The 22,995-nt window shown below is 54.8% G+C and carries 20 protein-coding genes and 1 pseudogene; 17 read left to right on the plus strand and 4 right to left on the minus strand.

Annotation, left to right across the window (positions count from 1 at the left end; all coding sequences use genetic code 11):
• Window positions 1-109: 109 nt before the first annotated feature.
• From HP572_RS05765 to rhlE, 7 genes and pseudogenes are all read left to right on the plus strand, one after another.
• A pseudogene (locus HP572_RS05765) lies at window positions 110-2,215 on the plus strand (TonB-dependent receptor).
• On the plus strand, window positions 2,205-3,224 hold the full coding sequence (locus tag HP572_RS05770) for an ABC transporter substrate-binding protein (protein WP_240585040.1): 1,020 nt from the start codon (window positions 2,205-2,207) through the stop codon (window positions 3,222-3,224). The pseudogene HP572_RS05765 and the gene HP572_RS05770 overlap by 11 nt, the downstream one beginning before the upstream one ends.
• The gene (locus HP572_RS05775; RefSeq protein ID WP_240585041.1) at window positions 3,221-4,210 is read left to right on the plus strand and encodes an iron ABC transporter permease; all 990 of its coding nucleotides are present in this window, start codon (window positions 3,221-3,223) and stop codon (window positions 4,208-4,210) included. The genes HP572_RS05770 and HP572_RS05775 overlap by 4 nt, the downstream gene beginning before the upstream one ends.
• The gene (locus HP572_RS05780; RefSeq protein WP_240585042.1) at window positions 4,203-5,234 is read left to right on the plus strand and encodes an iron chelate uptake ABC transporter family permease subunit; all 1,032 of its coding nucleotides are present in this window, start codon (window positions 4,203-4,205) and stop codon (window positions 5,232-5,234) included. Before HP572_RS05775 ends, HP572_RS05780 begins: the two co-directional genes overlap by 8 nt.
• Window positions 5,235-5,246: 12 nt before the next feature.
• Entirely contained in the window at window positions 5,247-6,098 is an 852-nt protein-coding gene (locus HP572_RS05785; protein WP_240585043.1) for an ABC transporter ATP-binding protein, read from the plus strand.
• Window positions 6,088-6,897 carry an IucA/IucC family C-terminal-domain containing protein gene (locus tag HP572_RS05790; protein ID WP_240585044.1) on the plus strand — a complete coding sequence of 270 codons (810 nt, stop codon included), beginning with the start codon at window positions 6,088-6,090 and terminating at the stop codon, window positions 6,895-6,897. Before HP572_RS05785 ends, HP572_RS05790 begins: the two co-directional genes overlap by 11 nt.
• A 367-nt stretch (window positions 6,898-7,264) precedes the next feature.
• The gene (gene rhlE, locus HP572_RS05795; RefSeq protein WP_205551043.1) at window positions 7,265-8,677 is read left to right on the plus strand and encodes an ATP-dependent RNA helicase RhlE; all 1,413 of its coding nucleotides are present in this window, start codon (window positions 7,265-7,267) and stop codon (window positions 8,675-8,677) included.
• A gap of 39 nt (window positions 8,678-8,716) precedes the next feature.
• On the opposite strand, the gene HP572_RS05800 is transcribed toward rhlE, so the two are convergent.
• Window positions 8,717-9,616, minus strand: a complete 900-nt coding sequence (locus tag HP572_RS05800; RefSeq protein WP_240585045.1) for a DMT family transporter — start codon at window positions 9,614-9,616, stop codon at window positions 8,717-8,719.
• A 115-nt stretch (window positions 9,617-9,731) separates the two neighbouring features.
• Between HP572_RS05800 and HP572_RS05805 the strand changes: the two genes are divergently transcribed.
• Window positions 9,732-10,604, plus strand: coding sequence for a helix-turn-helix domain-containing protein (locus tag HP572_RS05805; RefSeq protein WP_240585046.1), 873 nt, complete (start codon window positions 9,732-9,734; stop codon window positions 10,602-10,604).
• Window positions 10,605-10,686: 82 nt separating this feature from the next.
• Here HP572_RS05805 and pepT read toward each other — a convergent pair whose 3' ends face one another.
• Window positions 10,687-11,916, minus strand: a complete 1,230-nt coding sequence (gene pepT / locus HP572_RS05810) for a peptidase T (protein WP_240585047.1) — start codon at window positions 11,914-11,916, stop codon at window positions 10,687-10,689.
• Between the two features lie 193 nt (window positions 11,917-12,109).
• Between pepT and HP572_RS05815 the strand changes: the two genes are divergently transcribed.
• Window positions 12,110-13,705 (plus strand): ABC transporter substrate-binding protein, encoded by a 1,596-nt coding sequence (locus tag HP572_RS05815; RefSeq protein WP_240585048.1) that lies wholly within the window; start codon window positions 12,110-12,112, stop codon window positions 13,703-13,705.
• A 53-nt stretch (window positions 13,706-13,758) separates the two neighbouring features.
• Here HP572_RS05815 and HP572_RS05820 read toward each other — a convergent pair whose 3' ends face one another.
• Window positions 13,759-14,430, minus strand: a complete 672-nt coding sequence (locus HP572_RS05820) for an epoxyqueuosine reductase QueH (protein WP_240585049.1) — start codon at window positions 14,428-14,430, stop codon at window positions 13,759-13,761.
• Between the two features lie 227 nt (window positions 14,431-14,657).
• Here HP572_RS05820 and dusC point away from each other — a divergent pair, with 227 nt between their 5' ends.
• The 8 genes from dusC (at window position 14,658) to pbpG (ending at window position 21,962) form a co-directional block, all read left to right on the plus strand.
• Window positions 14,658-15,590 carry a tRNA dihydrouridine(16) synthase DusC gene (gene dusC, locus HP572_RS05825; RefSeq protein WP_240585050.1) on the plus strand — a complete coding sequence of 311 codons (933 nt, stop codon included), beginning with the start codon at window positions 14,658-14,660 and terminating at the stop codon, window positions 15,588-15,590.
• Window positions 15,591-16,014: 424 nt separating this feature from the next.
• Window positions 16,015-17,427: an S-methylmethionine permease gene (gene mmuP, locus HP572_RS05830; RefSeq protein ID WP_240585051.1), complete on the plus strand. Its 1,413-nt coding sequence runs from the start codon at window positions 16,015-16,017 to the stop codon at window positions 17,425-17,427.
• Window positions 17,420-18,367: a homocysteine S-methyltransferase gene (gene mmuM / locus HP572_RS05835; protein WP_240585052.1), complete on the plus strand. Its 948-nt coding sequence runs from the start codon at window positions 17,420-17,422 to the stop codon at window positions 18,365-18,367. The genes mmuP and mmuM overlap by 8 nt, the downstream gene beginning before the upstream one ends.
• Window positions 18,368-18,384: 17 nt before the next feature.
• Entirely contained in the window at window positions 18,385-18,933 is a 549-nt protein-coding gene (locus tag HP572_RS05840) for a hypothetical protein (protein ID WP_240585702.1), read from the plus strand.
• 399 nt (window positions 18,934-19,332) lie between these two features.
• Window positions 19,333-19,875: a class IV adenylate cyclase gene (cyaB, locus tag HP572_RS05845; RefSeq protein WP_240585053.1), complete on the plus strand. Its 543-nt coding sequence runs from the start codon at window positions 19,333-19,335 to the stop codon at window positions 19,873-19,875.
• 60 nt (window positions 19,876-19,935) lie between these two features.
• On the plus strand, window positions 19,936-20,292 hold the full coding sequence (locus HP572_RS05850) for an FMN-binding protein (RefSeq protein WP_371745322.1): 357 nt from the start codon (window positions 19,936-19,938) through the stop codon (window positions 20,290-20,292).
• A gap of 63 nt (window positions 20,293-20,355) precedes the next feature.
• Window positions 20,356-20,865 carry a DUF6622 family protein gene (locus HP572_RS05855; protein WP_205551019.1) on the plus strand — a complete coding sequence of 170 codons (510 nt, stop codon included), beginning with the start codon at window positions 20,356-20,358 and terminating at the stop codon, window positions 20,863-20,865.
• Between the two features lie 149 nt (window positions 20,866-21,014).
• On the plus strand, window positions 21,015-21,962 hold the full coding sequence (pbpG, locus tag HP572_RS05860; RefSeq protein ID WP_010280988.1) for a D-alanyl-D-alanine endopeptidase: 948 nt from the start codon (window positions 21,015-21,017) through the stop codon (window positions 21,960-21,962).
• Window positions 21,963-22,038: 76 nt separating this feature from the next.
• On the opposite strand, the gene HP572_RS05865 is transcribed toward pbpG, so the two are convergent.
• Window positions 22,039-22,725: a glutathione S-transferase family protein gene (locus HP572_RS05865; RefSeq protein WP_240585055.1), complete on the minus strand. Its 687-nt coding sequence runs from the start codon at window positions 22,723-22,725 to the stop codon at window positions 22,039-22,041.
• Window positions 22,726-22,995: the final 270 nt, after the last annotated feature.

The following is a 22,995-nucleotide window of genomic DNA, read 5'->3' on the forward strand; positions in this document are numbered from 1 at the left end:
CATTTTTTTGTCTGCGACGACGTGCCTGTTTTCAGGTAAGCACCTCGTCACAGGCGTGACGTTTATTGACGGTTGGATACATAACCAAAGGGGAAGGACAGTGAACCAGATGCGCACTTTACTCGCATTGATGCCATGCGTGCTGATTGCTCCGGCGTATGCACAGGATGACACGACCAAACAGGATGAGGCGAGCGGTGATGAGATGGTGATTACCGCCTCACGCTCGAATATCCAGCAGCAGAAAGCGCCGCAGGTAGTCACGGTGATTACCAAAGAGCAAATCGAGCAGCAGATGCAGGTCACCTCCGACTCGTCACAAATTCTCAGCAACCTGCTGCCTTCGTTCTCCCCCAGCCGTCAGAAAATGAGCGGCAGCGGTGAAACCTTCCGTGGGCGTGCGCCGCTGGTGATGATCGACGGCATTCCACAATCTAACCCGCTGCGTCCGACCGGTCGTGAGATGCACACTATCGATTTTTCGATGGTTGAACGTGTAGAGGTAATTCATGGCGCCAGTGCCACTAACGGATTGGGCGCATTGGGTGGAGTGATTAATATCATCACCCGTCGGCCGGAAAATGGTTCGTTTAACCAGCACGTCAATGTGCAAACCACGCTGCCCACAGAGAAAATTCGCGGTGAAACTGCCAGCTATAAAACCACCTATCGGGTTGATGGACGTGAGGACTATCTCGATTATCTGTTCTCAATTGGCTATGAGAATCAAGGGTTGTATCTGGATGGCAACAACCGACCCGTCGGCGTGGATAATACGCAGGGCGATACCATGGATTCCCGCTCTTACGACCTGTTGGCGAAAGTCGGCTACTGGCTGGATGACTATCAGCGCATTCAACTGAGCGTGAATCGCTACCACATCAAAGGCGAGAATAACTACCTCAGCGTAGATGGTATTCGTACACAAGGTATTCCGACGACGTCGGTACGCGGCACACCACCGGGTGAGGCACCGAATAACAGTATCTGGACTTCAGGATTAACCTATGAACACCACGATCTGGCAGGAATGAAACTGTCGGCGCTGCTTTTTAACCAGCGCTATGAAGCATTATTTGGTGCGACGAATTCATCCTCTTTCCAGGATACGACGATTGCTCCAGATAAAACGCTTTACGATCAATCTCGCTCAGTAGCCAATAAGTACGGAACCAAGCTGGCGTTGACCAAAGACGATCTGCTGGATGATACGCTGAAAGTCACAGTCGGTTTCGATACCCTGTACGATAAGGGGAAACAGGATCTCTATCTGACCAAGCGTACCTATGTGCCGGAGATGGAATACACCAGCTACTCACCGTTTATTCAGGGTGAATATCAATTATTGGATAATCTGGTGCTGCATGGTGGCGTACGCCACGAAGCCGCGAAGCTAAAAGTAGACAGTTTTCAGGCTGTGGCAGCGAATAACCGCGTAGCTGTCGAAGGCGGATCGTTGAAGTTTAACGAAACGCTTTATAACGCTGGTGCGGTGTATTCCATTACCGATTCAGTCGATCTGTTTGCCAGTTATTCCGAAGGTTTCGGGATGCCGGAAGTAGGGCGTGTGCTGCGTGCTATAGACAATCCAGGTGTTAGCATGAGCGACTTTACTGACCTGTAACCGATTGTCACCAATAACGTGGAAACGGGATTCCGGGTTAAAAAAGATCGCTTTGATTTTGAGGCCAACTATTATCAGTCCAACGCTAAGATGGGCGACCGTGTAGAGGCTCGAGGTGATAACTTTGTCTCCGTGCGTGAAAAAACACGTATTCAAGGCTTCGAAGTCAAAGCGGGCTATCAGATCAATGAACGCCACAAAGTGAATGCTTCCTATGCGCACAGTGAAGGTAAGTATGACAGTAATAAAGATGGCAAAGTGGACAAAAAACTTAACGGCCTGAATATCGCGCCGGATCGCCTGATTACCAGTTGGTCCGCGAACTGGAACGATCAATGGAGCTCATTCGTGCAGGCGAATTATGCCTTTGGCCGCAGCTTTGACGATGCAGGTATGGCGTTTGACGGTTACCTGTTGATGGATGCTGCTGTGGGGTACAAGCTGCCGTATGGTCGCCTCAACGTTGCGGTGGCGAACCTGCTGGATAAACAGTACATCACCTACTATTCGCAGGCGGGACTTGTTAACAATACGCGCTATTTCTCCGGGCGTGGTCGTACGGTGACGCTGGGTTATTCGATTGATTTCTAAGCTTAACCGATTTAATTACGTCCTCAGTTCAGCAACACGGCAGCGTTTTACGCTGGCCGTGTTGTTGTCTTTTCTGCTGGTGACATTAGTGCCGGCGGCTGAGTCACCGCGTCAGATTCGGCATGCGCTCGGTGTGACTAACGTGGCTGGGACGCCGCTGCGTATCGTGACGCTGTTTCAGGGCGCGACGGACTCTGCCGTGGCATTGGGAATTAAGCCGATTGGCGTGGTGGAATCGTGGACGGAGAAGCCGACTTATCGCTACCTTCGCCCTGCTTTACAGGGCGTAACGCTGGTCGGGCTGGAAACGCAGCCCAGTCTGGAAACCATCGCGCTACTCAAGCCCGATCTCATCGTGGCGTCTACGTTTCGGCATGAGAAAATCTACGGCCTGCTATCGCAGATTGCGCCGACGATTGCGCTAGACAGGGTGTCTGAATTTAAAGAAACAGTGCAGATGATGGGCGTGGCGCTGAACAGGGAAGAGAAAGCGAACGAGATTTTAGCCCACTGGGATCGGCGCGTGGATGCGCTGCGTGACCGGTTGAAAGCGCGGTTCGGCGAACGCTGGCCGCTCAGCGTGTCTATTCTCGAATTCCGTGAAGATCATATGCGCAGCTATCTGCCCGCCAGCTTTGCCGGATCGGTGCTGTCGGAAATCGGCTTTGTCTGGTCGCGGCCGGAAAGCTATACGTCAGGCGTGATGCAAAAGCTCACCAGTAAAGAGAGCATTCCGGTGGTGGATGCCGATCTGTTCTTTGTTCTGCTGCGTTCGGACAAGCCTGCGGTGGCGCAGAACTATCGCGACTGGCAGGCGCATCCGCTCTGGCAGCGGCTGCATGCGCCCCAGCAGCAACAGGTTTATCCGGTGGACAACGTGGCCTGGAGTTTGTCTGGCGGTATCTTGGGAGCGAATAATATGCTGGACGATATCGAACGGCAGTTTGCTGGCAAGGCCGAATCTGCCGGTCAAAAAAGCGATATCGCAGAGGAGAACCCTACGCGATGAGACAGGGCATCGTGACGGCAGCGGGTGTCGTATTTCTGCTGCTGAGTATCGTCGCCAGCCTGATGCTGGGGCAAACCACTATTTCGTTGGGAACCGTGTTCAATTCACTGTTCCATTACGATCCGCAGCAGATCGATCACATACTGGTGCTGACGACCCGCCTGTCGCGGACGGTGATTGCTATCGTCGTCGGTGCCAGTCTTGCCGTCGCCGGGGCATTAATGCAGGCGCTGACGCGTAACCCGCTGGCGTCGCCGGGGATATTCGGCATTAACGCCGGCGCCATGTTTGCCATCGTCCTGCTGTCTTCCCTGTTTACCTTTTCCTCGCAGATCGCGCTGGCGTGGACGGCCTATCTGGGTGCGGCCATTGCGGGTGTCATGGTGTATGTGTTGGGAACGCTGGGCAACGCCCGTTCCAGCCACTTACGCATTGTGCTGGCCGGTGCCGCGATTAGCGCGCTGTTTATTTCGTTTACGCAGGCGCTGCTGGTGATCAATCAGGACGGGCTGGACAGCATGTTGTTCTGGCTGGCTGGTTCGGTGTCCGGGCGCAGCCTGTCGATGCTGTTACCGCTCCTGCCATATTTTGTTATCGCACTATTCCTCGCGCTGCTGCTGGCGCGCCACCTGAATATTCTGGTGGCGGGCGACGAGATCGCCAAAGGACTGGGGCAGCGAACCGCATTGGTGCGTGCGCTGTCCGGGCTGTGCGTGATCGGGCTGGCGGGCGGCGCGGTGGCGATAGCAGGAAATATCGGTTTTGTCGGGCTGATTGTGCCGCATATTGTGCGTCGCGTGCTGTCTGCCGATCACCGTTGGCTGTTGCCGGGCTGTGCTATTTTCGGTGCCACGCTGTTGCTGTTGGCCGATGTCGCCTCGCGTCTGCTGATCGTGCCGCAGGAAGTGCCAGTTGGGGCGATGACCGCGCTGCTGGGTGCACCCTTCTTCATTTATCTGGCGAGAAGGGGGATGCGGCATGGGTAAGGTGTATACCGTGCGCGTGGGAAGGGTCTCGCGCCAGATTGATCGCCGTACGTCTGCGGTGGCGTTGTCGCTCCTGCTGGTGCTGTTAGCCGTCGTGTTCCTGTCGCTGTCATTAGGACAGGTGGTGTTGTCTCCCGCACAGGTGATGTCAGCGCTGCAGGGAAAAGCAGACAGCGGTGTGCACTTTATCGTCAACGACCTGCGTTTGCCGCGTGCGTTGCTGGCGCTGTTAGTGGGCGGCGCGCTGGCGATATCCGGCCTGATTCTGCAAAGCATTGTGCGCAATCCGCTGGCCTCGCCGGATATTCTGGGGATTACCAGCGGGGCATCGGCGGCGGCGGTGTTCTTCCTCTCGTTTCTGGCGACGGCGATAAGCCAGCGTTGGCTACCGCTGGCGGCAATGGGCGGGGCGTGGGTGACGGCTATTGCTATTTATCTGCTGGCCTGGAAGCAGGGCGCATCGCCGTTGCGGCTGGTGCTGGTTGGCGTTGGGCTGTCCGCCATTATGGGTGCGGCGGTGACGATGATGCTGGTGTTTAGCCCGATAGGCACCACGCTGACGGCCTATGTGTGGCTGACGGGTAGTATTTATGGCGCGCAGTGGCAGCATGTGTCTGCGCTGGCGGGCTGGCTGCTGCTTGGCGCGCCGTTTCTGGTGGGGCTCGCGCGGCACGTTAACGTGCATGAGCTGGATGACGCGCTGGCCTGCGGCGTTGGGCAATCTGTCGGGCGCATCCGGCTGGCGCTGCTGACGCTGAGCGTCGCGCTGGCAGGGGCGGCGATTGCCTATGCGGGCGCGATGGCGTTTGTCGGCCTGCTGGCCCCGCATATTGCGAAAAAGCTGGCGAGTCGCTCATTCCCTGGACTGGCGCTGGTGTCGGCGCTGACGGGCGGATTACTGGTGATGGTGGCCGATTTGATTGGCCGCACGGCGTTCTTACCGCTGGATCTGCCGGCCGGCATTTTTATCTCCGTGCTCGGGACGCCTTTCTTTATCTATTTATTGCTTCGGCAACGTTATTGAGATTGTAAGATTATGCCAGAGAATGTGCAGCCAACACGCATCCCCCACACTAACCGAGAGGCGATTGCCAGCCAGTCGCTGACGTTGAGTTACGAAAAGCAGGTCGTGATTGATGCGCTGGATATCACGCTGCCCGCCCAGAAGATTTCGGTGCTGGTGGGCAGTAACGGCTGCGGCAAGAGCACGCTATTGAAGTCGTTTGCCCGTCTGCTGAAACCCACGAGCGGGACGATTATCGTCAACGGAGCGGATATCCATCGGCAATCCACCGTTGAGGTGGCGAAGTCGCTGGCGATTCTTCCGCAAACGCCGACCGCGCCGGAAGGCCTGACGGTCTATCAACTGGTGAAGATGGGGCGCTACCCGCATCAGTCGTGGTTGAGGCAGTGGTCGGCAACGGATGAAGAGAAAGTGCTTCAGGCGTTGCGCAGTACCGGCGTGTTGGCATTAAAGGATCGCGCGGTGGATTCGCTATCTGGCGGACAGCGCCAGCGCGTCTGGATCGCGATGACGCTGGCGCAGGATACCGACATCGTCCTGCTGGATGAACCGACGACCTATCTCGATCTGGCGCATCAGATGGAGGTGCTGGATTTGTTGCGGGAACTGAACGCGCAGCAGCACAAGACCATCGTTATGGTGCTGCATGATCTGAATCTGGCGTGTCGCTACGCACATCACATGGTGGCCGTCCATAATCGGACGGTATTTGCGCAGGGCAACCCGCGCGATATTCTCACGGAAGCCACGGTAAAGACGGTGTTTAACCTGAACTGTCGCATCATTGACGATCCGTTCTTCGGCACGCCACTGTGTATTCCGTTTGGACGTGAAGCGTCGGAGCGCGCGGCCGATGTCGGCTAACCGCCTGACCGCACCGCAGTGGGCGATGCTCTCCGGCACGCTGCAATTAACGGATGCCGCACAGCGCGCAGGGCAGGAGAGTTGCCCGAGCCGTAGGGTGTTGGATCCTGAGTATTGCCGCTGGCTGCTGGAAACGCTGACGCCGCCGCTGCTGTCGCCATCAATCAAGATTACCGCTTCGCTGCTGGCGAAGCGGATTGGCTTCTTAACCACGGCCGCCAGCCTGTACGCCATGTCGGTGTATAACAAAGGGCTGAACATGACGCTGGATAACTGCGTGTTGGAATTCGGACACGCGCGTCTGTGGACATCGACCATGCCGCTGTACGATCTCACTGTCTCCCTGCCGGAACTAGGGCAACGGGACGCGTGGCGCGATAGCCTATTCGATACGCTGTTTGCTCAACACCTGTCGCCGATCCTGCATACGCTGTCGGCGGTGTCGGGCGCACCGCTGCGCATTCTGTGGGAAAACGTCGCGGTGCGGGTGTTCTCGTTATACGAACAGCGTATTGAGTGGGACGATCCTGCGGCGGAGTGCTCGCCGGGAATGACGCTGGAACAGCAGGTGCAGCAGGACTTTGACGCCTTGCTGGCTGCGCCCGGCAAACGTTTTGGCTGTGATGATAATCCGCTGAAACCGTTCTTTCGTGCGAAAACGCGGGTTCCCGTCGCGGGGCGCTCGGTGAGCTTTCGTGACGTGCGCTTTCGCCGCACCTGCTGTTTTTATTACAAGGCGTCACAGCCGCAGGAATACTGCCAAAACTGCCCATTACTGCGCCCCGCTAGAAAAACGTAGGGAACGTTTTTGAGATTGCTGACAAAGTCCGTAGAGCGGGAATAACGGATAGATCGTAAAGACGCTGTGAATACGTCCATGTACGCTCGGCTTGCGACGGCCCGTAGGGTGGCGGGCAGGAAGCTCGCCATACAAAAACGAGCTGGCACAGATAAAAATCCCTTAGTACTCAGAATCTCTGCTACAATCGTCGGCAGTCATGCACCGTAGTTGTGCTCGTTCACCGTGGTTGTTGCGTATGTCGTTGTTACGTGAAGTGTTACGTGAGTTGTTACGTAAATAGTGGCCCAGCAAACCCGTCTTACTGACCCTCTGAAAACTACACCGGCTGCTGTCCGGTCAGAGCGGATCTGGAGTTGTTCTTTTTATGTCATTTGATTCTCTCGGCCTGAGTGCCGATATTCTGCGCGCGATTGACGAGCAGGGTTATCGCGATCCTACTCCTGTTCAGCGTCAGGCGATTCCTGTCGTGCTGGAAGGGCGCGATTTAATGGCTAGCGCGCAAACCGGTACGGGTAAAACAGCGGGCTTTACGCTGCCGTTATTACAATTGCTGACCAGCCGTGAAGCGCAGCATAAAGGGAAAGGTCGCCGTCCGGTACGCGCGCTGATCCTGACGCCAACCCGTGAGTTGGCTGCGCAGATTGATGAAAATGTGAAGGCGTACAGCAAGTATCTGAACCTGCGTTCACTGGTCGTATTCGGTGGGGTGAGCATTAACCCACAGATGATGAAACTGCGCGGCGGCGTAGATATTCTGGTGGCAACGCCGGGGCGTCTGCTCGATCTGGAGCATCAGCGCGCCGTTGACCTGTCACAGGTTGAAATTCTGGTGCTGGATGAAGCGGACCGTATGCTGGATATGGGCTTCATTCACGACATTCGCCGTGTGCTGGCGAAGCTGCCTGCTAAACGCCAAAACCTGCTGTTCTCCGCGACCTTCTCTGATGAGATCAAAGCGCTGGCGAACAAGCTGCTGACGAATCCTGCCTCTGTTGAAGTCGTGCGTCGTAATACGCCGTCTGAACTGGTTACGCAGCACGTGCATTTTGTTGATAAGCGCCGCAAGCGTGAACTGCTGTCGCAGCTGATTGGTGAAAATAACTGGCAGCAGGTGCTGGTATTTACCCGCACCAAGCACGGCGCTAACCACCTCGCTGAGCTGCTGGAAAAAGACGGCATTACCGCTGCCGCTATCCACGGCAATAAAAGTCAGGGGGCGCGTACTCGTGCACTGGCTAACTTCAAAGATGGCAGCATTCGTGTGCTGGTGGCGACGGATATCGCTGCACGTGGCCTGGATATCGACCAACTGCCGCACGTGGTGAACTATGAGCTGCCAAACGTGCCGGAAGATTACGTTCACCGTATCGGTCGTACCGGTCGTGCGGAAGCGACGGGCGAAGCGCTGTCGCTGGTCTGTGTGGATGAGCACAAACTGCTGCGCGACATCGAGCGTTTGCTGAAGCGTGAGATTCCACGTATCGCTATCGAAGGCTACGAGCCGGATCCGTCCATCAAGGCCGAGCCGATTGTGAATGGCCGTCAGGGCAACCGTGGCGGTGGCGGTGCGCGTAACGCATCTCCTCGCGCACAGTCTGGCGCACCACGCGGTCAGTCTGAGCGCCGTCCGGCCGATGGCAATCGCCAGCCGCGTAAAGCGGGCGGTAATAGCGACAGCCCGTGGGGTGGGAATAAAGGCAATAGCGGTAAGGGCAGTGGCGAAGGTCAACGCCGCGCGCCGCGTCCGCAAAACCGCAGTAAGCCAGCGGACAAGTAAAATCGATAGGGAGCCCGGCGGCTCCCTTTTTTTATCGCGTTATTTCACCGTGGCAGGCTGTGCGGCCAGACGGCGTGGGCGATAGAACATTGCTGCGTTGCCCGCCAGAATCAGCAGCAGGCCGACAAGCGCGTTCGGCCGCCACTGGTAATCTTCAAATAGTGTCGAAATCGACAGTGCCACCAGCGGAAAGAGCAGCGTGGTATACGCTGCCTGACTGGCACCGATGCGACCGATCAGGCTGAAGTAGGCACCGAAGCCGATGACTGAACCAAAGATAGCCAGATAGAACAGGGAACCCAGATAGCTGGCGCTGTACTCCGGTGCGAAGCTATACCCCTGAATCAGGCTGAACAGCCCCATCCACAGCGCGCCATATCCCATGCCCCAGCCGTTGGTCGTCAGTATGTCGCGGCCCTGTCGCTGGTGCTGAGCGCTAATCATATTGCCGAGTGAGAAGCAGTAGGTGCCCAGAATGCTCAATCCCACGCCCCACAGCAGATAGGGCTGAGCATCGATTTGCATCAGGTCATGCCAGAACAGCGCGACGATGCCGATCAGCCCGAGCGGTGTGGCGATCGCCACGTTGCGTGTTAACGGCTGGCCGAAGAAAATACGGCTATTAAAGGCATTAAACAGTACCGCCATCGAAAAAATGATGGATTCCAATCCGCTCGAAATCCAGGCGATGGCGTGATAAAAACAGAGAAAGTTGACGCCGAATACGCATAGCCCTTGTACCATACACAGCAGATGAGCGCGTGACGAAAGCGGACGCAGGCGACGTGTCAGGGCCAGAAACGTCAGCAGGATGGCCGATGCCAGCGCAAAGCGCCAGAACACGGAGACTTCGGCAGTGACTTCACCGTGTTGCAGGCTAATCGCGATCCAGGTCGTGCCCCAAATCAGGACGACAGAAAAATAGAGTAAGATATTCATTGAGTGATTCCGCATGAGTGCATGACGGCAGTATGGCGCGTGCGTTTGTCGCGGGCTTTCAGCCCCTTGCGGTGAATAACAGAATCTTGCGGTTAAATGAAAAACGGAGGCAGCAATGCATCGTTATAAAGCGTTCGATACCATGCTGCATCATAAAACCGAGCTGCGCGACACCGTTGAGCTGACGTCCGGCGTACGGCTGGCCTCCTGGTTTAACCGCCATGACCGCGTCACGATGGAAAACACCGAACACCATACGCTTAGCCTTTATATTGCGGATGGCTATGAGAGCTATCATAAAACGGCGGACGGCTGGCATAACGGCGGCGGGCCGGATCGTTTCTGCCTGATGCCGAAACAGAGTACATCGACCTGGGACATCCGTGGCGACCTCGAGTTTGTGCATCTGTATTTTGACGATACGCACCTGCGGCAGCTGGCCGAGCAAACCTGGGATCGCAGCCCGGCGTCGATCTGCACGGAAGAACGGATATTTGGTAGCGATCCGCTGATTACCTCGCTGTATCGGCAATTTCTGCTCAGCAACCGCTGGGACGACTCGGCGAATCAGCTTGTGCTGAGTAGCGCCGCAACGCTGTTGATGATTCAGGTGCTGCGTGGCTACACCCAATTGCAGTGGGAACTGCCGACGGTGCGCGGCGGGCTGGCACCTGCTGTACTGCGGCGCAGTAAGATGCAAATTGAGGCACATCTCGATCAGCCGCTGACGCTACAGACGCTGGCGGCGGAGGCGGGGCTTAGCGAGTTTCACTTTGCACGCATGTTTCGCCAGAGCGTGGGCATGGCACCGCATCAGTATGTTCTGAAACAGCGGTTGACCCGCGCGGAGGCGCTCGTGCGAGAGGGTGCGCTGTCGATTACGGACATTGCGCTGGCCTGCGGGTTCAGCTCCGCCAGCCACCTGAGCCACCAATTCAAAAAGGAATATGGCCTGACGCCGTCGGCGCTGCGGCTGGCGCAGAAGTAGACCGGAGAAAGTAGACGGGCAAACAGTCAGTGAGGCGTTGTTGAGGCGGACAGGTGTCCGCCTCACGCTTTTCTGGACGCGATTACTTCGCTGCCAGCAGGCATAAATTCAGCGCTACTTCATACGATTTCACAAACGATGGCACAGGAAGAAACTCAAAGCGCGAGTGGAAATTGTGTGCGCCAGTAAAGAAGTTCGGCGTCAGCAACCCTTTGGCAGACAGCGCAGCGCCGTCCGTGCCGCCACGCATTGGCGTCACCTTGGGTTCAATGCCTAGCGTGTCCAGTGCGGCAAACAGCAGGTCGATAGCGCGGCGATCGTCGGTGATGGCGTTGCTGATATTGCTGTAGATATCGGTGAGGGTGTAGGTCACGTTGCCAGTCGGGTACTGCGCAGCAATCTTCTCTGCGATTGCGGCAATCTGCTGCTTCCGCTGTTCAAACGTGGCTAAATCAAAATCGCGGATAGATGCTTTGAGCTTCGCTTCATTGGCGTTCGCCGTCAGGTCGTTAAACCAGACATAGCCCTCGCGTCCTTCCGTATGCTCCGGCGTCTGCTGGCGATCGAACTGGCTGATAAAGTCATGCGCCATGAGCAGCGGATTAACCAGCACGCCTTTCGCCGACATCGGGTGCGCTGGCACACCGGTAAAGCGAATTTCTGCGGAAGCTGCATTGAAGTTCTCATACACCACTTCACCCAGCTCGCAGCAGTCGATGGTGTAGGCAAAATCAACATCGAAGCGTTTAAGATCGAGCGCTTTCGCTCCACGCAACCCAATCTCTTCATCCGGCACGAAGGCTACCACGATATCGCCGTGCGGCGTCGCGCCAGTCAGGTTCTCCATCAGCGTCATGACCACGGTAACGGCAGATTTGTTGTCCGCGCCGAGTACGCTGGTGCCGTCGCTAAAAATAATGTCCTGCCCAACATACGGCAGAATTTCTGGGTGTTCCGCCGTGCGTAGCCAGATGTCCTGTTCGGCATTCAGACACAGGTCTTCACCGGTAAAGCGCAGCGTTTGCGGGTGAATATGCGGCGACAGACCAACGTCAACTGTATCGATATGAGTAATAAAACCGATGCGCGGTGCGGACGGACAGTTACCCGGCTTCACGGCCGTCACTGTGGCGTGCTCATCAATCACCACATCCTGTAGACCCAGCGCGCGCAGTTCGTCCGCCAGCAATCGCGCCATCTCATGCTGTTCCGGTGTGCTAGGCAACGTTGTCGAACGGGCATCGCTTTGGCTGGTGACGGCGAGGTAACGGTAAAAACGCGTGCTGAGCTGCTGAGCTAAACGGTCTGTCATAACGAATCCTTTTTATTCAGTAATAGCTATGACAGTTATCCTAACGTAGAAATTATTTCATTCGGTGGTTTTATTTGTCATTTTATTGTCATGGCTTTCTCTTTCAGGCAGGGGACGTCAGAAAGCAAACGTACTAAATGGGACACGAATAACACTAAATGGGACACGAATAACACAACAAGCGAGGACTGGAATGAAAAAAGCAGGAATACGATTGACTCTGGCAGCATTGACGCTTGCGGTCGCCTCAGCGGCCTCGGCGAATACGCTGGTGTACTGCTCTGAAGGATCGCCGGAAAACTTTAATCCGCAGCTTTACACCTCCGGCACCAGCGTGGATGCCAGCGCCGTGCCGATTTATAACCGTCTGGTGGATTTCAAGGTGGGGACCACTGAGCTGGTGCCGAGTCTGGCGGAGCGTTGGGACATCAGCGCTGATGGGCGCGTCTATACCTTCCATTTGCGCAAAGGCGTGAAATTCCAGAGCAATAAATACTTCAAACCTTCGCGCGATTTTACCGCCGACGACGTTATTTTCTCCTTCATGCGGCAAAAAGATCCGCAGCACCCTTACCACAGCGTCTCGAAAGGAACCTATGCCAATTTTGAGAGCTTGTCCTTTGGCTCGTTGATTCAGAGCATCGAGAAAGTGGATGACCACACGGTACGCTTTACGCTCTCCCATGCGGAAGCGCCGTTTCTGGCCGATTTAGCCTGGTACTTCGCGTCTATTCTCTCTGCGGAATATGCCGATGCGATGCTTAAAGCCGGGACGCCGGAGCGCGTGGACATGGAGCCGATTGGCACCGGACCGTTTGAATTAGCGCAGTATCAGAAAGATTCCCGCATCCTGTTTAAGGCGTTTCCCGCCTATTGGGAAGGCAAGGCCAAACTGGATCGGCTGATTTTCACTATTACACCGGATGCCTCCGTGCGGTACGCCAAGCTGGAGAAGAATGAGTGTCAGGTGATGCCGTTCCCTAATCCCGCCGACCTGCCGCGCATGAAAGAAAATAAGGACATCGTGTTGATGCAAAAGGCCGGACTGAACACCGGTTTCCTGTCGTTCAATACTCAGAAAGCACCGACGGATAATGTGAAAGTACGGCAGGCGTTAACGATGGCGATTAACAAGCCGGCGATAATCGAAGCCGTTTTCCAGGGGACCGGAACGGCGGCGAAAAACCTGCTGCCGCCGGGTGTCTGGAGTGCCGATAGCGACCTGAAAGACTATGAATACGATCCTGAGAAGGCAAAGGCGTTACTGAAGGAAGCCGGTTTGGCGGAGGGCACCGCTATCGAACTGTGGGCGATGCCAGTGCAACGTCCGTATAACCCGAACGCCCGCCGCATGTCGGAGATGATTCAGGCGGACTGGGCGAAAGTTGGTGTGCAGGCCAAAATTGTCACCTTCGAGTGGGGCGAATACCTGAAAAGAGTGAAAGGCGGTGAGCATCAGGCGGCACTGATGGGCTGGACAACGGCAACGGGCGATCCTGATAACTTCTTCGGGCCGCTCTTTACCTGTACGGCGGCCAACGGCGGATCCAACTCGGCAAAATGGTGTTATGAGCCGTTTGATAAACTCATTATCGAAGCGCGCGCTTCACAGGATCACGAGCAGCGTATTGCCCTGTACAAGCAGGCGCAGCAGATGATGCACGATCAGGCGCCAGCCGTCATGATTGCGCATTCCACCATCTTTGAACCCGTGCGTAAGGAAGTGACCGGATATGAGGTTGATCCGTTCGGTAAGCATATTTTCTATCAGGTAGACGTGAAGAAATAAGATGCAGTGAAAACGGCACGCTGCACGGCGTGCCTGATTTAGGTAGAGCACAGTTACTCGGTTTCATCACCGTAATACAGCTTACCGATGCGGATAATATCGCGCCCCTGTGATTTGCGATGCTTATTGGAATCGCGCAGAGAATAAATGCAGCCGCAATACTCCTGTTGATAGAAACGTTCGCGTTTGCTGATTTCGATCATGCGCGATGAGCCGCCGCCTTTGCGCCAGTTGTAATCCCAGTAGGTGATGCCGGGATATTTCTGCGCGGCGTTCTGACCACATTCGTTAATCTGCTGCATGTTTTTCCAGCGGGAAATCCCCAATGAGCTGGAAATGACGCTAAAGCCGTTTTCTGCGGCGTACAGCGCCGTGCGCTCGAAGCGCATATCAAAGCACATGGTGCAGCGAATGCCGCGTTCCGGTTCCCACTCCATGCCTTTGGCGCGTTCAAACCAGTTATCCGTATCGTAATCCGCATCGATGAAAGGCACGTTATGCTGTTCGGCGAAACGGATGTTTTCCTCTTTGCGGATCAGGTATTCGCGCTGCGGGTGGATATTGGGGTTATAAAAGAAAATGGTGTAATCTATGCCAGAAGCGGTGATGGCTTCCATGACTTCACCAGAGCAGGGCGCGCAGCAGGAGTGCAGCAACAGCTTGTCGGCATCATTCGGCAGAGAAAGCTGTGGACGTTGCAGTGCAGCGGTTTTGACGTTCTGCATAGTTTTGACATTCGACATAAGAAATGGTCACTTCGTTGTGGTCCGTAAGGACGGTGTCGGCACAAGTTCGTCACGAATTATTGATGATATGTTCACAAGAGGCAACCTCATGGCCTGCCCTGCGTTATCTTTCCCGTTGCGTTCCCCGTACAATACCCCCTAAGATTGCCTGCTTTTTTTGGCCTGAATGGCTGTGATTAACGATCGAATGGTTACCGAGTAGCGTTATGCGTGTTCTGCTTGCCCCGATGGAAGGGGTTCTCGACTCATTGGTGCGAGAACTGCTGACTGAAGTAAATGATTATGACCTGTGCATCACCGAATTTTTACGCGTGGTGGATCAGTGTCTGCCGGTTAAATCCTTTTATCGCCTTTGCCCGGAATTACACCATGCCAGCCGCACGCCATCAGGCACGTTGGTACGTGTTCAACTGCTGGGACAATATCCACAGTGGCTGGCGGAAAATGCGGCACGGGCTGTCGAACTAGGCTCGTATGGTGTCGATCTTAACTGCGGTTGCCCGTCGAAGCTGGTGAACGGCAGCGGGGGTGGGGCGACGCTGTTAAAAGATCCTGAACTGATTTATCGGGGCGCAAAAGCGATGCGTGAGGCGGTGCCCGCACACTTGCCAGTCACGGTGAAAATCCGGCTGGGCTGGGATTCCGGCGCTCGCCAGTTTGAAATTGCTGACGCGGTGCAACAGGCGGGCGCAAGCGAGCTGGCCGTGCATGGCCGCACGAAAGAAGACGGTTACAAGGCCGAATGCATTAACTGGCAGGCAATAGGGGAAATCCGCCAGCGATTGCGGATTCCTGTGATCGCCAACGGCGAAATATGGGACTGGCAAAGCGCGCAGGACTGTATGGCGACAACGGGCTGCGACGCGGTGATGATCGGGCGGGGAGCGCTGAATGTGCCGAACCTGAGCCGCGTGATTAAGTATAACGAACCGCGCATGCCGTGGCCGGAGGTCATGCTGCTGCTACAAAAGTATGTGCAGTTGGAAAAGCAGGGCGACACGGGACTGTATCACGTCGCGCGCATCAAACAGTGGCTCGGCTATTTGCGTAAAGAGTACGACGACGCCACCGACTTATTCAGCGAGATTCGCACATTGAAGACCTCGGCGGATATCGCACGTGTGATTGGTGAGCCATAGGCGATTGCTGATAAAGCCCGTAGAGCGGTAGTAACGGATAGATCGTAAAGACGCTGTAAACACATCCTTGTGCGCTCGGATTGCGCGGATATGAATCTCATCCCTGAGATTCACCCTTTTAGGGCCGTCGCTAGCGACGTTCAAAAACGTTCCTGACGTTTTTGTCCATGGCGCAAACGCTTTACTCTTCTATTCCGTTACTTCCGTTTTCGTTTGGTAAATAGATTTGTCACGGTCTGTAGTGAGCCATAAAGGCTTACCGTTTCTTTTTTCCTGTCTTCCCACGCTTCGTGTTCTCATGACGCTGTTCAGTTTTAACGCACCCCATCACTCTCGCGCTGGCCTGCACTTTACTTTACGAATCGGTTGACGGTATAACACTCTATCTATCTGGAAGTTTAGACGTCTATAACGAAAGGTCATTATGGAACAACACGCATCAGGCACGGAAGGTCAGTTTAAGCGCACCATGAAAGCTCGCCATTTGGTGATGCTTTCGCTCGGTGGCGTCATCGGTACCGGCCTGTTTTTTAATACGGGCTACATTATTTCCACGACGGGTGCGGCCGGAACGCTATTGGCGTATCTGATCGGCGCGCTGGTGGTGTATCTGGTGATGCTGAGTTTGGGTGAGCTGTCCGTTGCCATGCCGGAAACCGGGGCGTTCCATGTGTATGCGTCCCGCTATCTCAGCCCTGCAACCGGCTATACCGTGGCGTGGCTGTATTGGCTGACGTGGACGGTTGCACTGGGCTCCAGCCTGACCGCGGCCGGCTTTTGCATGCAGTATTGGTTTCCGCTGGTGCCAGTCTGGACCTGGTGTCTGCTGTTTTGTGTGCTGATCTATCTGCTGAATATTGTGTCGTCCCGCTTCTTTGCCGAAGGCGAATTTTGGTTCTCTATCGTTAAAGTCGTCACGATTCTCGCTTTTATCGTGCTCGGTGCTGGCGCGATGTTTGGCTTTATTCCGATGCAGGACGGTTCACCCGCACCGTTCTTCCAGAACATTACCGCGTCTGGCTGGTTCCCACACGGTGGCCTGCCGATCCTGATGACGATGGTGGCGGTAAACTTCGCCTTCTCCGGTACGGAGCTGATCGGTATCGCGGCTGGAGAAACCGAGAATCCGCAGAAGGTGGTGCCGATGGCGATTCGTACTACCGTTGCGCGACTGGTGATCTTCTTTCTGGGCACGGTGCTGGTACTGGCAGCGATCATTCCGATGGAAGAGGCCGGGATCGCTAAAAGCCCGTTTGTGCTGGTGTTTGAAAAAATTGGTATTCCTTACGCCGCCGACATTTTTAATTTCGTGATTTTGACGGCGATCCTGTCTGCCGCTAACTCGGGGCTGTATGCCTCGGGGCGTATGCTGTGGTCGCTGTCCAACGAAGGCACGTTGCCGCGCCGTTTCTCTCGTCTGACGCGTCGTGGTATTCCGCTTTTTGCGATTTCCGTCAGTATGCTGGGCGGGCTGCTGGCGCTGTTTTCCAGCGTGGTCGCGCCGGATACCGTCTATGTGGCGCTGTCCGCGATTTCCGGTTTTGCCGTGGTGGCGGTGTGGCTGAGCATCTGCGCCTCGCACTATATGTTCCGCCGTCACCATGTCCGTTCGGGCAAACCGCTTTCCGACCTGCAATATCGCGCCCCTTGGTTCCCCATCACGCCGATTCTTGGCTTCCTGCTGTGCTTGCTGGCCTGCGTCGGGCTGGCGTTTGACCCAAGCCAGCGGATTGCCCTGTGGTGTGGAATTCCGTTTGTCGCGCTGTGCTATGGTGCTTATTATTTCACGCAGTCAATGAAGAAACGTAGATTAACGGGAGCGGAAGACATTGCGTAAGAATACGGTTACCGAAATGCTGGCGACGGCATCAACGATTGTGCTGGACGGCGCGTTGGCGACCGAACTGGAAGCGCGCGGCTGTGATTTAACGGATCCGCTATGGTCGGCGAAAGTGCTGGTTGAAAATCCGGCGCTGATTTATCAGGTGCATCTCGATTATTTCAAAGCCGGGGCACAGTGTGCGATTACCGCCAGCTATCAGGCGACGCCGCAAGGGTTTAAGGCGCGCGGGTATAGCGAGGCGGAATCACTGACGCTGATTGCCAAGAGCGTACAGCTGGCGGCGCAGGCGCGGGATGATTACCGTCGCGATAATTCGCAGGCTGGCACGCTGCTGGTGGCGGGATCGGTGGGGCCGTACGGTGCCTATCTGGCGGATGGTTCCGAGTATCGCGGTGATTATCAGCTGCCGCAGGCTGAGATGATGGCGTTTCATCGGCCGCGTATAGCGGCGCTGCATGAAGCGGGTGCCGATCTGTTGGCCTGCGAGACGCTGCCGTCTTTTGCCGAAATAGAGGCGCTGATTGCGTTACTGGCCGAATTCCCTCAGGCGCAGGCCTGGTTCTCCTTTACGCTGCGTGACAGCGAGCATCTGAGTGACGGCACGCCGTTGCGCACTGTGCTGGCGCGGGTCAATGCCTGTTCGCAGGTGGTTGCCGTGGGTATCAACTGCATCGCGCTGGAAAACGTGACGCCCGCGCTGACGCACCTGTCTTCACTGACGGATTTGCCGCTGGTGGTTTATCCCAATTCCGGCGAGCAGTATGATGCGGTAACGAAGACCTGGAGCAACGCTCACGATGACGCCTGCTCACTGACAGCGTATTTGCCCGAGTGGCAAGCAGCAGGCGCACGGCTGATTGGCGGCTGTTGCCGAACCACGCCCGCCGATATCGCTGGTATTGCACGCTGCTGCCAGCATGAGGGGCAGCACTAAATAAGGGGGGGGCCGTGATGGAAAATGATGTGAATCTGCAACAGGCGTATTCGCTTGCCAGACAGCGTGTCGCGCCGGATGTGCCGGTAACGGTGCTGTACATTGGCGAACAGCAGACGACGGTTGTCTGCGGAACGGCGTCACAACCGTCGGCAACCCTGCAATTGACCATCGGTTTTGACAAAACGGCGGCGGCGTTTTTCAAGCATCTTCCCCCCACGCCAGACGAGATGGAGCGGGCGATCATGGCGGTAGAGGATGAAGTGACGCGCATTCGCCACGACATCCCAGCGGATTCCGTTCTGTTTTCTTTCGACCCCGCATTAGTGGCTCTTGCACAGATTTCGGGAGCAGAAGAAGAGGAAGCAGGCTGGCGTTTACCGCAAGATGATATGGAACGGACATTTAAACGTCTGGAACGCGTCATGCAGGGGAGTCCGGCAAGCTGGGAGGGGATTCCACTAGAGAACGCTTTTTCCGCCCGATTACTAATTTTTCGTGAGTTTATGCACCATCACAGCTTCGATTCTGCACTGATTTTGCTATTACCTGCAGTTGCTGCGTGAAGAACTAGCGGTTTTTCCCTTCTCAGCTACTATTAACGGCGGTCAGCGTCCAGCAAGGATTCTGACCGCATTTTTTTGCTGAGAAATCGCCGATAGCATTCATCTAACAATATTCGTTGTCAGGAAATTGCGATCGGGATATCTGACGTTGTAAGGTAATAACGCAGCATGATTATCAAGGTCATGCTATCGCGGTACCAGGATGTGACAGGATGTGGGGGTGTTAATCAAGGAGGGTTAGAGGACGGCCCCTGGGCCATATTATGTTACCTGTATGATCTATTTTGCGGATGACCGAATCATTATTATCTTGAATTTCCGTATGACAGCGTAATAAAACGCTGAATGATGTAGCGGAGAGTCAATGTTATTTCAGGGAATCCAGTGAGGGGAAAGAACATGGTTGAACATTTCACAGGGAAATATGAAGTTGAGCTTAAATTTCGCATCGACGATATCGCTGTTTTCAGGAATACGCTTTTTAGCCTTCATCCCGAGGCTTTCGTCTTTGAAAATAAAGAACACGATGTTTATTACGATGATGCAGAGAATCGCCTACAGCAGCAAAATATCAAAATGCGGGTGCGCCGCATGGAGCCATCGGGCATTAAGCTCTGGATTGTGAAAGGGCCGGGCGTCGATCGCTGCGAAGCGGTTAACGTCGAAGACTTTGAAAAAACCGACAGCATGCTACAGACGTTGGGGTATCGACCTCTTTTTGAAATACATAAAATCCGTAGCATCTACTTTTTAAACGCCTTCCATATTACGCTCGATTATATTGAATCACTGGGTTATTTCGTGGAAATATCAGTAATGACCGATGATGAGACCCAGTTGAAAGCACTCAGAGAACGGTGTATAGAGTGTGCGTTACGGCTTCAATTGCCATTGGATAATATTGAAACGAAATCTTATTATCAATTATTAGGCTTTAATTAACTGTTATTTTCTGGTTATTGAATTGTTGTTTTTATTGTTCTATTTGCACAGGGGGAAATGATGAAAAAATCTATTTCGGCGACGCTGGCTACGTTAGTGATGGCGTTCTCTCTGTCCGTTCATGGTAGTGATGGGGTGCACTACAAAGACGGTGCCTACATCGGTAAAGCGCAGGGGAAGGCAGCAGAAGTTGAGGTCACGGTTAGCATTAAAGACGGGAAGATCGCCAATGCTGAAGTGCTGAAGCATGGCGATACCGAAGCGATGATGCTGAGCGCGACGGATCAGATTGTGCCGGAACTCATTGAGAAGCAGGACATTAACAAGGTGGATGCGGTCACGGGGGCAACGTTATCGAGCCAGGGGGTGATTAATGCGGTGAAACAGGCGCTGGAACAGGCCAAAGTCACGCCGTAGTCACCCCGGTTTTTTGGCTATTACTGTTAATGAAGGCCTAAGTGATTAAGGAGTCGTACTGCCGTGGAAAACCTGCTGATTATTCTGCGTCACACGCCTTATTGGGTGTGGATCGTGTTGGGTTACCTGATTTATGCCGGCGTAAAAGCCAGTCAGCCACGGCAGCAATCGCTGGCACGGATGTTAGTTGTGCCGACCATTTTTATGGTGTGGGGCATCAGCGCAATTTTTCATACGCTGCGGCTCCCGCTTGCGGCAGCGGGCGGATTTCTGCTGGCATTGATGATTGGCCTGGGCATCGGCTGGGCATGGGGGAAAACGTCAGGCATTTATTTGCCGGAATCACGCTGTTTTCAACGTACCGGTTCGTGGTGGTCTCTGGTCTTGATGCTGCTGACGTTTTGTTCTCATTTCTACTTTTCCGTCCAGTTGGCTCTGTTTCCCGCGTTGGCGCATGACCCCGTATTCTGCCTGCTGTCCGGCGCGGCAAGTGGGATTACCGCAGGGATATTCAGCGGCGTCAGCCTGCGGTTGCTCAACCACATGCGCAAAATAAGACCGTCTCTGACGTAACATAATAAAAAACAGTAGGTTGCCCAAACCGTCTGTCAACATTTGTCACAAAGCTTTTCTGCTGTATGAGTGCGCAGGGAAGGGCGGTAAATTATAATGCCGCTGCCCATCCCTTTCATTTAACAGAATACTGTTTAAGTTATTGAAGAATGACTAAAAATTTTAAGCTTTCTCTTTTTGGCCTGTTGGTACTATCAACCCATGCAGTGATGTTGCCTCAGGCTGTGGCGAAAGCGCCGACGTACTCTGCTGGCACGGCGCATCAGGAAATTGCTTCCGGTAGCGCCATGGTGGTGGATCTGCGTGATAACCACATCCTTTATTCCAGCAATCCTGATGTGGTGGTGCCGATTGCTTCGGTGACGAAACTGATGACGGCGCTGGTGGTGCTGGATGCCAATCAACCGCTGGATGAAATCATCTCTGTCGATATCAGCCAGACGAAAGAAATGAAAGGGGTCTACTCGCGCGTTCGTCTGAACAGTGAGATCAGCCGCCGCGACATGCTGCTACTGGCGCTGATGTCATCAGAAAACCGCGCGGCGGCCAGTCTGGCGCACCACTATCCGGGCGGCTATCAGGCGTTTATCCGCGCGATGAATGCCAAAGCCCGTGCGTTGGGTATGGCCCACACGCGCTATGTGGAGCCGACTGGGCTGTCCATCAATAATGTCTCGACTGCCCGCGATCTCACCAAGCTCCTGATTGCCAGCAAGCAATATCCGCTGCTGGGCCAGCTTAGTACCACTCAGGAGAAAACCGCGACGTTCTCCCACCCGGCGTACAGCCAGCCGTTCAGAAACACCAACCATCTGGTCTATAAAGCGGACTGGAGTATTCAGCTCACCAAAACGGGCTTTACGAATCAGGCGGGGCACTGTCTGGTGATGCGTACCGTCATTAATCAGCGGCCTGTTGCGCTGGTGGTGTTGGATGCCTTCGGTAAATACACGCACTTTGCGGATGCTAACCGCCTGCGTAAGTGGATTGAAACCGGTAAGGTTAGCGAGGTGCCTGCCGCCGCATTGAGCTATAAGAAACAAAAATCGCTGGCTTCCCGCCAACCGCAGAGCATGGCGAGTATCGAAACCGAATAATAAGTACTCCCCTTCCTGATGGTGTGGAAGGGGATGTCTTAACGGTGGCCGAGCAAGCCACCGCCTGCACGGGTTGTCACGCTTGAGCGCGAAAATCTTCTATCACTTCACCCGCTTTTTTCACTTCGTCATCATGCGCACCTTCACGCCAGGTTTCCGCTAACGCATCCTGTAGCCAACGCTGCATGGCTGGCTGTGCTAACAGATGGTCGCAATAGGCAGTGGCTTCCGGCGAAACGGGAAGCTGGTAGGTTTTGATACGGAAGACAACCGGTGCAAAGAAGGCGTCCACGGCCGAAAACTGTTTTCCTGCCAGAAACGGTCCGCCAAAGCGCGTCAGTCCTTCCTGCCACAGTTCGCAGATGCGGTTAATGTCGTTACTGAGGTCTGGCGATATTTCGTTCATTTTAACGCGCACGCCGCAGCTCATGGAGCAGATGTTACGCAGTGCGGTAAAGCCGGAATGCATTTCGGCAGCGGCACAGCGTGCCCAGGCGCGGGTTTTGGCATCAGCAGGCCAGACGCCGGGGTGTTGTTCAGCCAGATATTCGGTAATCGCCAATGAATCCCAGACGGTGGTCTCGCCATCGATCAGGCAGGGAACTTTTGCCGTCGGCGAAAAGGCCTTAAATGCTGGCTGTGACATGCCCGGTGCAAAGGCAACCTGTTTCTCTTCGAAAGGAATCGACAGTGCTTTCAACAGCACCCACGGACGCAGTGACCAGGACGAATAGTTTTTATTGGCGATATACAGCTGATACATGTCTGATGCTCCTTGTGTTAACGAAGCCTTAGGATTAGCACGAAAGGTAGGAGAAATCATCCTCCTCTCCGGGGTTCATCTATCGGTTTTGCGCAGCTCTGTCAGGATGTGGGTGCAAACGGAAGACGGGGAATGTGAATTATGCGTATCGTTTAGCATTATTCTTGCAGTTTTTATTAAATGAAACCTCAACAAATGCACTATATTACGCGCTGTGCATTTGAGTGCGTCGGTGCGGCAACCACTATCGGGAAGCCTTATTCGCTTAAG

This window comes from Pectobacterium sp. PL64 (assembly GCF_022477975.1).
GTDB lineage: Bacteria > Pseudomonadota > Gammaproteobacteria > Enterobacterales > Enterobacteriaceae > Pectobacterium > Pectobacterium jejuense.

Excerpts from the sequence above, each read along its gene's own strand:
- HP572_RS05780 (WP_240585042.1), top strand. The coding sequence starts at position 4,203 with ATGGGTAAGGTGTATACCGTGCGCGTGGGAAGGGTCTCGCGCCAGATT.
- HP572_RS05775 (WP_240585041.1), top strand. The coding sequence starts at position 3,221 with ATGAGACAGGGCATCGTGACGGCAGCGGGTGTCGTATTTCTGCTGCTG.
- mmuP (WP_240585051.1), top strand. The coding sequence starts at position 16,015 with ATGGAACAACACGCATCAGGCACGGAAGGTCAGTTTAAGCGCACCATG.
- HP572_RS05800 (WP_240585045.1), bottom strand. The coding sequence starts at position 9,616 with ATGAATATCTTACTCTATTTTTCTGTCGTCCTGATTTGGGGCACGACC.
- HP572_RS05840 (WP_240585702.1), top strand. The coding sequence starts at position 18,385 with ATGGAAAATGATGTGAATCTGCAACAGGCGTATTCGCTTGCCAGACAG.
- pbpG (WP_010280988.1), top strand. The coding sequence starts at position 21,015 with ATGACTAAAAATTTTAAGCTTTCTCTTTTTGGCCTGTTGGTACTATCA.
- HP572_RS05850 (WP_371745322.1), top strand. The coding sequence starts at position 19,936 with ATGAAAAAATCTATTTCGGCGACGCTGGCTACGTTAGTGATGGCGTTC.
- HP572_RS05815 (WP_240585048.1), top strand. The coding sequence starts at position 12,110 with ATGAAAAAAGCAGGAATACGATTGACTCTGGCAGCATTGACGCTTGCG.
- HP572_RS05865 (WP_240585055.1), bottom strand. The coding sequence starts at position 22,725 with ATGTATCAGCTGTATATCGCCAATAAAAACTATTCGTCCTGGTCACTG.
- rhlE (WP_205551043.1), top strand. The coding sequence starts at position 7,265 with ATGTCATTTGATTCTCTCGGCCTGAGTGCCGATATTCTGCGCGCGATT.
- pepT (WP_240585047.1), bottom strand. The coding sequence starts at position 11,916 with ATGACAGACCGTTTAGCTCAGCAGCTCAGCACGCGTTTTTACCGTTAC.
- HP572_RS05805 (WP_240585046.1), top strand. The coding sequence starts at position 9,732 with ATGCATCGTTATAAAGCGTTCGATACCATGCTGCATCATAAAACCGAG.
- cyaB (WP_240585053.1), top strand. The coding sequence starts at position 19,333 with ATGGTTGAACATTTCACAGGGAAATATGAAGTTGAGCTTAAATTTCGC.
- HP572_RS05820 (WP_240585049.1), bottom strand. The coding sequence starts at position 14,430 with ATGCAGAACGTCAAAACCGCTGCACTGCAACGTCCACAGCTTTCTCTG.
- HP572_RS05790 (WP_240585044.1), top strand. The coding sequence starts at position 6,088 with ATGTCGGCTAACCGCCTGACCGCACCGCAGTGGGCGATGCTCTCCGGC.
- HP572_RS05785 (WP_240585043.1), top strand. The coding sequence starts at position 5,247 with ATGCCAGAGAATGTGCAGCCAACACGCATCCCCCACACTAACCGAGAG.
- dusC (WP_240585050.1), top strand. The coding sequence starts at position 14,658 with ATGCGTGTTCTGCTTGCCCCGATGGAAGGGGTTCTCGACTCATTGGTG.